The 11,198-nt window shown below is 64.1% G+C and carries 14 protein-coding genes; 13 read left to right on the plus strand and 1 reads right to left on the minus strand.

Translation table 11 applies throughout. From position 1 onward, the window contains the following. The 13 genes from infB to AX735_RS13305 all read left to right on the plus strand — a co-directional run. On the plus strand, positions 1-2,359 hold a 2,359-nt coding region (infB, locus tag AX735_RS13245; RefSeq protein WP_066281020.1), incomplete at its 5' end, for a translation initiation factor IF-2. 55 nt (positions 2,360-2,414) lie between these two features. Continuing rightward, complete coding sequence (gene rbfA / locus AX735_RS13250) at positions 2,415-2,837, plus strand: 30S ribosome-binding factor RbfA (protein ID WP_066281049.1); 423 nt, start codon at positions 2,415-2,417, stop codon at positions 2,835-2,837. Positions 2,838-2,868: 31 nt separating this feature from the next. Beyond that, complete coding sequence (locus tag AX735_RS13255; protein WP_066281023.1) at positions 2,869-3,150, plus strand: AbrB/MazE/SpoVT family DNA-binding domain-containing protein; 282 nt, start codon at positions 2,869-2,871, stop codon at positions 3,148-3,150. Further along, entirely contained in the window at positions 3,137-3,556 is a 420-nt protein-coding gene (locus tag AX735_RS13260) for a type II toxin-antitoxin system VapC family toxin (RefSeq protein WP_066281027.1), read from the plus strand. The genes AX735_RS13255 and AX735_RS13260 overlap by 14 nt, the downstream gene beginning before the upstream one ends. Beyond that, positions 3,556-4,131, plus strand: coding sequence for a thymidine kinase (locus AX735_RS13265; protein WP_066281029.1), 576 nt, complete (start codon positions 3,556-3,558; stop codon positions 4,129-4,131). Before AX735_RS13260 ends, AX735_RS13265 begins: the two co-directional genes overlap by 1 nt. Next, positions 4,128-4,673: a GNAT family N-acetyltransferase gene (locus AX735_RS13270; protein WP_066281031.1), complete on the plus strand. Its 546-nt coding sequence runs from the start codon at positions 4,128-4,130 to the stop codon at positions 4,671-4,673. Before AX735_RS13265 ends, AX735_RS13270 begins: the two co-directional genes overlap by 4 nt. Before the next feature lie 54 nt (positions 4,674-4,727). Continuing rightward, entirely contained in the window at positions 4,728-5,717 is a 990-nt protein-coding gene (gene truB, locus AX735_RS13275) for a tRNA pseudouridine(55) synthase TruB (RefSeq protein ID WP_082751095.1), read from the plus strand. 18 nt (positions 5,718-5,735) lie between these two features. Continuing rightward, a complete protein-coding gene (gene rpsO, locus AX735_RS13280; protein ID WP_023838184.1) occupies positions 5,736-6,005 on the plus strand; it encodes a 30S ribosomal protein S15 in 270 nt (89 codons plus the stop codon). 207 nt (positions 6,006-6,212) lie between these two features. Continuing rightward, positions 6,213-8,534, plus strand: coding sequence for a polyribonucleotide nucleotidyltransferase (gene pnp, locus AX735_RS13285; RefSeq protein WP_066281038.1), 2,322 nt, complete (start codon positions 6,213-6,215; stop codon positions 8,532-8,534). Between the two features lie 116 nt (positions 8,535-8,650). Then, a complete protein-coding gene (locus tag AX735_RS13290; protein WP_231750115.1) occupies positions 8,651-8,923 on the plus strand; it encodes a type II toxin-antitoxin system Phd/YefM family antitoxin in 273 nt (90 codons plus the stop codon). Continuing rightward, complete coding sequence (locus tag AX735_RS13295) at positions 8,910-9,200, plus strand: type II toxin-antitoxin system RelE family toxin (RefSeq protein WP_066281041.1); 291 nt, start codon at positions 8,910-8,912, stop codon at positions 9,198-9,200. Before AX735_RS13290 ends, AX735_RS13295 begins: the two co-directional genes overlap by 14 nt. Before the next feature lie 50 nt (positions 9,201-9,250). Beyond that, positions 9,251-9,493: a type II toxin-antitoxin system ParD family antitoxin gene (locus AX735_RS13300; protein WP_066281044.1), complete on the plus strand. Its 243-nt coding sequence runs from the start codon at positions 9,251-9,253 to the stop codon at positions 9,491-9,493. A gap of 29 nt (positions 9,494-9,522) precedes the next feature. Beyond that, a complete protein-coding gene (locus AX735_RS13305; protein WP_066281047.1) occupies positions 9,523-9,705 on the plus strand; it encodes a type II toxin-antitoxin system RelE/ParE family toxin in 183 nt (60 codons plus the stop codon). An 83-nt stretch (positions 9,706-9,788) separates the two neighbouring features. On the opposite strand, the gene AX735_RS13310 is transcribed toward AX735_RS13305, so the two are convergent. Further along, a partial coding sequence (locus AX735_RS13310; protein ID WP_066281056.1) for an FAD-binding protein occupies positions 9,789-11,198 on the minus strand: 1,410 nt, incomplete at its 5' end.

The raw sequence follows: 11,198 nt of genomic DNA on the forward strand, positions 1-11,198 counted from the left end.
CACCCCTGCCCCGGCCGCAGCTCCGCCGCCGCCGCCGCGTCCGCAGCAGCCGGTTTCGGCGCTGAGCCGCCGCGAGTTGCAGGAAAAGCTGCTGCGCGAGGCCGAGGAAGCGCGTCTGGCATCGCTCGAGGAAGCACGTCGTCGCGAGACCGAGGAGCGTCAGCGGGCCGCAGAGGAAGCGCGCCGCAAGGCCGAGGAAGCGCGCAAGGCTGCGGCTGAACCCGCGCCTGCGCCTGCCGAAACGATCGCGCCTGCGGCCGAAGCGCAGCAAGCGCCTGCGGCCGAGCCGGTCGAAGCAAAGACCGAGGCTGCTCCCGCAGCCAAGGAAGCGGCCAAGCCCGCCACCGAGGAAACGCGCGCAGCCCCGCCGCCGCGCCGGTTCACGCCGGTGGCCCCTGCGCCGCGCCCCGAAATCAAGCCCAAAAAGCCGGCCAGCACCAAGGTGGTCGACAACCGTCGCCAGGCGGGCAAGCTGACCGTCAGCAAGGCGCTGAACGAAGGCGATGGCGGTGCACGGGCCCGCAGCCTCGCCGCGCTCAAGCGTGCGCGTGAAAAGGAGCGTCGTCTGCACATGGGCGGCCAGAGCCGCGATGCGCAGCCCAAGCAGGTGCGCGATGTCGTCGTGCCCGAAGCGATCACCGTCCAGGAACTCGCCAACCGCATGGCGGAAAAGGGCGCGGACCTGGTCAAGTCGCTGTTCAAGATGGGCATGATGGTCACCGTCAACCAGACGATCGACCAGGATACCGCCGAGCTGCTGGTCGAGGAATTCGGCCACAAGATCACCCGCGTGTCCGATTCCGACGTGGAAATCGATCACGAGGCGGACGTCGATGCGGCCGAAACGCTCAAGCCGCGTGCGCCGGTGGTCACGATCATGGGCCATGTCGACCATGGCAAGACCAGCCTGCTCGACGCGCTGCGCGGCACCGATGTGGTGGCGGGCGAAGCGGGCGGCATCACCCAGCATATCGGCGCCTATCAGGTGCAGGTGAAGTCGGGCGACAAGATCACCTTCCTCGATACGCCGGGCCACGCCGCCTTTACCGAGATGCGCGCGCGCGGGGCCAATGTCACCGATATCGTCATCCTGGTGGTGGCGGCCGATGACGGCCTGATGCCGCAGACGATCGAGGCGATCAACCACACCAAGGCCGCTGGCGTGCCGATGATCGTGGCGATCAACAAGGTCGACAAGGACAGCGCCAACCCGCAGAAGATCCGCGAGCGCCTGCTGGAGCACGAGGTCATCGTGGAAGCGATGTCGGGCGACGTGCAGGACGTGGAGGTCTCCGCGCTCAAGAAGATCAACCTGGACGAGCTGGTCGACAAGATCCTGCTCCAGGCCGAACTGCTCGAGCTCAAGGCCAATCCCGATCGCGCTGCCGAAGCGGTGGTGGTCGAAGCCAAGCTCGACAAGGGCCGCGGTCCCGTCGCCACCGTGCTGGTGCAGCGCGGTACCCTGAAGCGCGGCGACGTGTTCGTCGTCGGCGAGCAGTCGGGCAAGGTGCGTGCGCTGATCAACGACAAGGGCAAGCAGGTCAATGAGGCCGGCCCGTCGATCCCGGTCGAAGTGCTGGGCCTGACCGGCGTGCCGTCGGCAGGCGACAAGCTGACCGTGGTCGAGAACGAGCAGCGTGCCCGCGAAGTCGCCGATTACCGCCGCCAGAAGGCGCTGGAGAAGCGCACGACCATGGCACCTGCGAGCATCGACACGATGTTCTCGGCGCTGTCGGCCAACCGCGCCAAGGAATATCCGGTGCTGGTCAAGGGCGACGTGCAGGGTTCGGTGGAAGCCATTGTCGGATCGCTCAACAAGATCTCGACCGACGACATCAAGGCCCGGGTGCTGCATTCGGGCGTGGGTGCCATCACCGAGTCCGACGTGACGCTGGCCAAGGCGTCGAACGCGCCGATCATCGGCTTCAACGTCCGCGCCAATGCCCAGGCGCGCGCGCTGGCCGAACGCGACGGCGTGCGCTTCAAATATTTCGACATCATCTATGACCTGCTCGACGACATCAAGGGCGAGATGGCGGGCGTGCTGGGTCCGGAGCGGATCGAGACCGTGGTCGGCCGTGCGGAGATCAAGGAGATCTTCCCGGCGGGCAAGAAGGACAAGGCAGCCGGTCTGCTCGTCACCGACGGCTTCATCCGCAAGGGCCTGTACGCGCGCATCACCCGCGACGATGTCATCGTCAGCAAGACGAGCATCGCCTCGCTGCGCCGCTTCAAGGACGACGTGGCCGAGGTCCGTGCGGGTCTGGAATGCGGCGTCGTGCTGCAGGATACGAACGATATCAAGCCGGGCGATATCCTGGAGACGTTCGACGTCGAGATGCGCGATCGCACGCTGTAAGGCATGATCCCCGCCGCCCGGCAACGGTCGGCGGGGTATCGTGAAGGGAACGATCATGGCCAGGCATAACGATACCAGCCCGGAAGGGCGTTCGGTGCGCGTGCTGCGCGTCGGCGAGCAAGTGCGCCATGTGCTGTCCGAACTGCTCACGCGGGGCGAGGTGCATGACGATGTGCTGAGCAGCACCACCGTCTCGGTCACCGAAGTGCGCATGTCGCCCGACCTGCGCCACGCAACCGTGTTCGTGAAGCCGCTGCTGGGCAGGCAAGAGGACGTGGTGCTCAAGGCGCTGCGCACCAACACCGCCTATGTCCAGCGCGAGGTCGCGCAGCGCGTGCGGATGAAATATGCCGCGAAGCTCAAATGGCTGGCCGATGACAGCTTCGACACCGGCAGCCATATCGACCGGCTGCTGAGCGACCCCAAGGTGGCGCAGGACCTGGGCGGAGACGGCGACGAGGACGGCGGCGACGATTGACGTCTTACCGGGTAAGACGTACACTTGCGCCATGAACGACGTCACCCGCCTTTCCGCCAAGGGGCAAATAGTGATCCCCAAGGATGTTCGCGATCGCCTCGGCTGGGCACAGGGCCGGGACCTCGAGGTGATCCCGATGGGCGACGGTGTCATGCTCCGCCCCGTGGCGCGCACGAAGCGGCTCTCCATCGAGGAAGCCACACGCGAACTTCGGCAGATGTACCGGCACGAGGGGCCCCCGATACCGATCGAAAGATTGAGCTGGTCACCGGATATCGACGATCCGGACATGGACGCCGTTGCTGGCCGATAATCGCGTGCGGGCCGTCGATACAAACATTCTGGCGCGATGGCTGCTTGGTGATGATCCTGCGCAATCCGCGCTGGCGATCCAAATTCTTCGTGAACCGGCTTATGTCTCGCTGACAGTGCTAACCGAGCTCGGCTGGGTCCTCGAAAAGGCGCTGAAAATCCCGAGGCCCATCGTCGCCAGTATGCTGCACAAAGTCGTTGAAGTCGAACATGTGCAGGTGGAACACAGCAACTCGGTCTTATGGGCGATAGACCGATTTCTCCAAGGCGCTGATTGGGCCGACATGATGCACATCGTCGCGGCAACCGGCGCAGCCCCGGTTTTCGCGACCTTTGACAAAGCCATTGCCCGCAAGGCCGGAGGCGAAAGCCCGGTTCCGATTGAAACTGTTGGAAAACTCCCCTGATGGCCAAGCTCTATTTCTACTACGCCTCGATGAACGCGGGCAAATCTTCCACGCTGCTCCAGGCGGCGTTCAACTATGCCGAGCGCGGGATGCGGGCGATGCTGTGGACGGCGGCGTTCGACGATCGCTATGGCGCGGGACAGATCACCTCGCGCATCGGCCTAAAAGCGCCCGCGCATCTGTTCGAGCCGGAGACCGACATCTTTGCAGCGGTGGCGCTGGACTTGGCCTCGGCCCCGCTTGATTGCGTGCTGGTCGACGAGGCGCAATTCCTCACCAAGGCGCAGGTCTTCCAGTGCGCGCGCATTTGCGACGAGCTGCGGATTCCGGTGCTCTGCTATGGGCTGCGCACCGATTTCCAGGCCGAACTCTTCCCAGGCAGCGCGCAATTGCTGGCGATCGCCGACCATCTGGTCGAGCTGAAGGCCGTGTGCGAATGCGGCGCCAAGGCGACGATGAACCTGCGGGTCGATGCGGCGGGTCATGCGGTGAAACAGGGCGCGCAGACCGAGATTGGCGGCAATGACCGCTATATCGCGCTGTGCCGCAAGCATTTCATGGCGCGGCTGGCATGAGCGGCCTTTGCCAAGTGCTGAGCGATGGCGACCTTCGGCTCGAGCCGCTCGCCGATCGTCATGTCGAACCGCTGCGCGCCGCGTGCGCGCGCGATACCGAGATCTGGGATATCTACCCCATATCGATGCTGGGCGAGCATTTCGACAAGGCGATGGAGGAGTTCCACGCCACCACCAGCTGGGTGCGCTTTGCCGTGCTGTGGCGCGATCAGGTGATCGGCATGTCGAGCTATATCAACCCCGATACGCGCAACCATGTCGTCGAGATCGGCGGAACCTATATTGAGCCATCGGCACGGGGTGCTGCAGGCGTCAACACGCGAATGAAGCGGCTGATGATCGAGCATGCCTTTGCGCAGGGCTATACCCGCATCGAATTCCGCGTCGATGCGCGCAACCTGCGCAGCCAATCGGCAGTGCGCAAGCTCGGCGCGATGCATGAAGGGACGCTGCGCCGCAACCGCATCACCTGGACCGGCTTTGTCCGCGACACCTGCGTCTTCGGCCTGCTGCGCGAGGATTGGGAACGCAGCCGGGCCTGACGCCCCTGCCCTTCGCATTTGGCCATGGGGCGCAACACTGCTAACGGGCAGCGGATGCACGGATGGATCATTCTCGACAAACCCTATGCCATGGGCTCGACCGACGCGGTGACCGCGGTCAAGCGCGCGTTCCGCCAGGGCGGGTTCGGCAAGGTCAAGGTCGGCCATGGCGGCACGCTCGACCCGCTCGCCACCGGCGTGCTGCCGATCGCGCTGGGCGAGGCGACCAAGCTCACCGGCCAGATGCTCAACGGCGACAAGACTTATGATTTCACGGTTCGCTTCGGGGTGGAGACCGACACGCTCGATGTCGAAGGCAAACCGGTAGCGACCAGCGACGTGCGACCGACGCTCGCCGAGATCGAGGCAGTGCTGCCGCGCTTTACCGGGCCGATCGAGCAGGTGCCTCCCGCCTATTCCGCGCTCAAGGTCGATGGCCAGCGCGCCTATGATCTGGCGCGCGCCGGCGAGACCGTGGAACTAGCGAGCAGGAGCGTAAACGTTCATCGATTGCTTGTCCGTCATCCTGAACTTGTTTCAGGATCGATCGTGCCCCAGCAGCCGAAGCTGCAAGACGATAAATGGACCCTGAAACAAGTTCAGGGTGACGGCATTGGAGCGATTGAACTTCCGCTCGACCAGATCACCCTCGCCGCCCATGTCTCCAAGGGCACGTACATCCGCAGCCTCGCGCGCGACATCGCGCAGGCGCTCGGCACGGTGGGCCATGTGACGATGCTCCGCCGCACCCAGGCCGGGCCGTTCGGCCTCGAGCAAGCGATTTCGCTGGACAAACTGGACGAAATCCGCCAAGGCGCGGCCCCAGAAGACGTAATCTTGCCATTCGAGGCAGGGCTGGCCGACATCCCGGCTCTTGACCTCACTCCCGATCAGGCAAGGCGGCTCCGCATGGGGCAGGTCGTGACCGGGATTGCCGCACACGATGGGCGATATTGGGCGCGGGGGAGCGATGATGCTCCGCTCGCACTGGTATCGCTTTCGGACCACGAGGTCCGCGTGGTGCGCGGTTTCAACTTTGGATGATGTTCGAGGAATGAAGACATGACGATTACCGCAGAGCGCAAGGAAGAAGTGATCAAGGAATATGCGCGCGAAGCCAACGACACCGGCTCGCCCGAGGTGCAGGTTGCCATCCTGACCGAGCGCATCAACAACCTGACCGAGCACTTCAAGTCGCACCACAAGGATAACCACTCGCGTCGCGGTCTTCTGATGATGGTCAACAAGCGTCGCTCGCTGCTCGACTATCTCAAGAAGAAGGACGAAGCCCGCTATACCGACCTGATCGGCAAGCTGGGTCTCCGCAAGTAAGCATTCTCGAACGGCCCCCCAGCGGGGCCGTTCGTTTATCCGCGCCATGAAATTAAAGTGCGCGGTTTCCAGCGGCCCTTTCGCAATGAGGCGGATATGGGCCAGCCGGGGCAAGATATGGCCCCGAACCGCGCCAGGCCGGTCAGCCTGGCAATTGAAGAGGCCCCGGTCCGCAATAGGGCGCACCGGGTTCGACAAGGAAAATCCATGTTTGACGTAAAGACTGTAGAAATCGAGTGGGGCGGAAAGACCCTCAAGCTCGAAACGGGCCGCATTGCCCGTCAGGCGGACGGCGCTGTGCTGGCCACCTATGGCGAGACCGTGGTGCTGTGCGCCGTGACCGCCGCCAAGTCGGTGAAGGAAGGCCAGGACTTCTTCCCGCTGACCGTCCACTACCAGGAAAAATTCTCCGCAGCAGGCCGCATCCCCGGCGGCTTCTTCAAGCGTGAGCGCGGCGCGACCGAGAAGGAAACGCTGACCAGCCGCCTGATCGACCGTCCCGTCCGCCCGCTGTTCCCCGAAGGTTTCTACAACGAGATCAACGTAATCGCGCAGGTGCTGTCGTTCGACGGCGAATCCGAGCCCGATATCGTTGCGATGGTTGCGGCTTCGGCTGCGCTCACCCTGTCGGGCGTGCCCTTCATGGGCCCGATCGGCGCGGCGCGCATCGGCTACAAGGATGGCGAATATCAGCTCAACCCGTCGATGGACGAGGTCAAGGAAGGCGAGCTGGATCTGGTCGTCGCTGCCACGCATGACGCGGTGATGATGGTCGAATCGGAAGCCAAGGAGCTGTCCGAAGAGGTGATGCTCGGCGCCGTCGAGTTTGCGCACGATGCCTGCCGTCAGGTCGTCGAGGCGATCATCAAGCTCGCCGAACAGGCGGCCAAGGATCCGTGGGAAATGGCTCCGCAGGCTGACCTGAGCGCCGCCAAGCAGAAGCTCAAGGACCTGATCGGTGCGGACATTGCCGCGGCCTACAAGCTGACCGACAAGTCGGCCCGCTCGAACGCGCTCAACGAAGCGCGCGCCAAGGCCAAGGAAGCCTTTGCCGATGCGACGCCGCAGGACCAGATGGCCGCGCAGAAGTTGATGAAGAAGCTGGAAGCGGAAATCGTCCGCGGTGCCATCCTCAAGGACGGCAGCCGCATCGACGGCCGCACCACCACGCAGATCCGTCCGATCGAGGCGATGGTCGGCTTCCTGCCGCGCACGCACGGTTCGGCGCTGTTCACGCGCGGTGAAACCCAGTCGATCTGCACCACCACGCTGGGCACCAAGGACAGCGAGCAGATGATCGACGGCCTCACCGGCCTGTCGTACGAGAGCTTCATGCTGCACTATAACTTCCCGCCCTATTCGGTCGGTGAAGTCGGTCGCTTCGGCGCGCCGGGCCGTCGTGAAGTCGGCCATGGCAAGCTGGCATGGCGTGCGCTGCACCCCGTGCTGCCCAGCAAGGACGAGTTCCCCTATACCATCCGTGTGCTCTCCGACATTACCGAGTCCAACGGCTCGTCGTCGATGGCCACGGTGTGCGGCGGCTCGCTCTCGATGATGGACGCGGGCGTTCCGCTCAAGCGTCCGGTGTCGGGCATCGCCATGGGCCTGATCCTGGAAGGCAGCGAATTCGCGGTTCTCTCCGACATCCTGGGTGACGAGGATCACCTGGGCGACATGGACTTCAAGGTCGCCGGCACGTCCGAAGGCATCACCACGATGCAGATGGACATCAAGATTGCCGGCATCACCCGCGAGATCATGGCGCAGGCGCTGGCACAGGCCAAGGAAGGCCGCGCGCACATCCTGGGCGAAATGGCCAAGGCGCTGGGCGAAGTCCGCACCGAACTGTCGGCCCATGCTCCGCGCATCGAGACGATCCAGATCGACAAGTCGAAGATCCGCGAAGTCATCGGCACCGGCGGCAAGGTGATCCGCGAGATCGTCGCCGAGACCGGCGCGAAGGTGGATATCGACGACGAAGGCCTGATCAAGATCAGCTCGTCGGACCTCAGCCAGATCGAGGCTGCCAAGAAGTGGATTCTGGGCATCGTCGAGGAAGCCGAAGTCGGCAAGATCTACAACGGCAAGGTCGTCAACCTGGTCGATTTCGGTGCGTTCGTGAACTTCATGGGCGGCAAGGACGGCCTGGTCCACGTTTCGGAAATCCGCAACGAGCGGGTCGAGAAGGTGGCCGATGTCCTGTCCGAAGGCCAGGAAGTGAAGGTCAAGGTTCTCGAGATCGATCCGCGCGGCAAGGTGCGCCTGTCGATGCGCGTCGTCGACCAGGAAACCGGTGAAGAGCTGGAAGACACCCGCCCTGCCCGCGAACCCCGCGAGCGTGGCGAGCGTGGTGACCGCGGTGACCGTCGCCCCCGTCGCGATGGCGACGGCGGTCGTGGTCGCGGCGGTGACCGTGGCGGCGAGCGTTCGGGAGGAGGCGGCCGCGGCCGTGGTCGCCCCGAGCGCTCGGAAGGCGGCGAGAGCGGCGGCGATGCCGGCCTGCCCGACTTCATCACCGGCGAAAGCTGAGACTGGCAGATGCTGGCGTCGTGGGTTCATCCCGCGACGTGACAAAGACCGGCCGGAAGCTCCGCGCTTCCGGCCGGTTTTTTTTGGACGGTAGGCAAATTGACGCGACCTGTTAAATGACCTATTATCCGGTCATGATCCACGACATCCTGGCCGAACGCTGCATCAGCATCAGCGACCTGAAGAAGAACCCCAGCGCCGCGATCGAGGCGGCGGACGGGATGCCGCTGGCCGTACTCAATCGCAACACGCCTGCCGCCTATCTGGTCCCCGCCAAGGCCTGGGCGGCGCTGATGGAGCGGCTGGAAGACATGGAGCTCGCCGAGATCGTCCGCCAGCGGCTGAGCGAGAACCAGGAACGCATCAAGGTGCGCATTGAAGACCTTTGAGCTCGAGTTTCTGGATGCGGCTTCGCGCGAATGGGCCAAGCTAGCTCCGACGATAAGGAGCCAGTTCAAGAAGAAGCTGGAAGAGCGTCTGCGCAATCCACATGTTTCCTCCGCGCGGCTGCACGGGATGCGCGACTGCTACAAGATCAAGCTGCGCAAGGCTGGCTACCGGCTGGTGTATCAGGTCGAGGACGAGCGCGTAACGGTCGTCGTCATCGCTGTTGGGCGACGGGACCGTAATCTTGTGTACGAGGCAGCAAGCCAGCGACTGTTGTAAACTGCAGCGCCCAGATCGGCGTTGTTACCAAATTCTGGTATCATCGCCCCATAACCAAGAACACATCCATTGCGCTTGGCGCGCCGTTTCAGGAATTTGCCCGCCGCAAGGTGGAATCGGGCGAGTACGGCTCGACCAGCGAGGTCGTGCGCGAGGCGATGCGGCGGTTGATGGCCGAAGATGAACGGCGCGAAGCACTGAACGCCGCGCTTCGCGAAGGTCTGGCGAGCGGACCTGCCGAGCCGTTCGACTGGGATGCCTTCATGCATCGCCATTTCGGCGATGCCGCATAAGGTTCTCCTGCTCCCCGCTGCTCGCCGCGATGCGCGCGAGTATGTCTTCGCTGGCCGATTTTCCGCTGCGCAATCCAGTTTATCGCAGTGAGGGGAAGGAATTCCGCAAGCTGCTGTGCGGGCATCACCTGATCTTCTATCTGGTCATCGAAGACACGGTGCAGATCATCCGCATCCTGCACGAGCGGATGGATATCGACCGGCATCTCTGACACGGCCCAGACATGCTTCGGGGCAGGAACCGCGTACGGTGCCTGCCCCGAACATTGTCATCGCCAGAAGGCTAATCTGCCGATCAGTACACCCGCTTCTTGGGCTTGATATACTCGACCTCGTCGCTGAGCGTGTATTCGTGGACCGGGCGGTAGTCGAGCGTCACCTTGCCGCCCTTGCCGCCCCAGCCTTCGAACCAGCTGACGGTGTGCTTCATGAAATTGGCATCGTCGCGCTCGGGATAATCCTCGTGCATGTGCGCGCCGCGGCTTTCCTTGCGGGCATTGGCGCTTTCGATGGTGCACACCGCCTGGCTGAGCAGGTTGTCGAGCTCGAGCGTCTCGATCAGGTCGGTGTTCCAGATCAGCGAACGGTCGGTGACGTGCACGTCCTCCATCCGCTTGTTGACCTGCTGCATCAGCGCGGTGCCTTCCTGCAGCAGCTGGGTGTCGCGGAACACGGCTGCGTGCTTCTGCATCGTCTTCTGCATGTCCATGCGGATCTGCGCGGTGGGCGATCCGCCCTTGGCATTGCGGAAATGGTCGAGACGCGACAGCGCGAGGTCCGCCGCATCCTTGGGCAGCGCCTTGTGCGGGCTGCCCGGCTTGATCGTGTCGCGCAGGTGATGGCCGGTAGCACGGCCGAACACCACGAGGTCGATCAGCGAGTTCGACCCCAGGCGGTTCGCACCGTGCACCGAAACGCACGCAGCCTCGCCCACGGCATAGAGGCCGGGGACCACGGTGTCCGGGTTGCCATCCTTGATGGTGACGACCTGGCCGTGATAATTGCAGGGAATGCCGCCCATATTGTAGTGCACCGTCGGCACCACCGGCAGCGGCTGGCGCGTCAGGTCGACGCCCGCGAAAATCTTGCCGGTCTCGGTAATGCCCGGCAGGCGCTCGGCCAGCACCTTCTCGTCGATATGGTCGAGGTGCAGGTAGATATGGTCGTTTTCCTTGCCGACGCCGCGGCCTTCGCGGATTTCGGCGGCCATCGAGCGGCTGACGACGTCGCGGCTGGCGAGGTCCTTGGCCGAGGGGGCATAGCGCTCCATGAAGCGCTCGCCCTCGGAATTGGTGAGATAACCGCCCTCGCCGCGCGCGCCTTCGGTGATCAGCACGCCCGCGCCATAGATGCCGGTCGGGTGGAACTGCACGAATTCCATGTCCTGCAGCGGCAGGCCGGCGCGCAGCACCATCGCGCCGCCGTCACCGGTGCAGGTATGTGCCGAGGTGGCGGAGAAATAGCAGCGCCCCGAACCGCCCGTCGCCAGCACCACGGCATGGCTGCGGAAGCGGTGGATGGAGCCATCCTCCATGCAGAGCGCGATCACGCCCCGGCACGCGCCGTCTTCCATGATCAGGTCGATGGCGAAATATTCGATGAAGAAGTCCGAATCGTACTTCAGCGACTGCTGGTACAGCGCGTGCAACATGGCATGGCCGGTACGGTCGGCAGCGGCGCAGGTGCGCTGCACCGGCGGGCCTTC

It is taken from the genome of Blastomonas sp. CCH1-A6, assembly GCF_001556365.1.
GTDB lineage: Bacteria > Pseudomonadota > Alphaproteobacteria > Sphingomonadales > Sphingomonadaceae > Blastomonas > Blastomonas ursincola.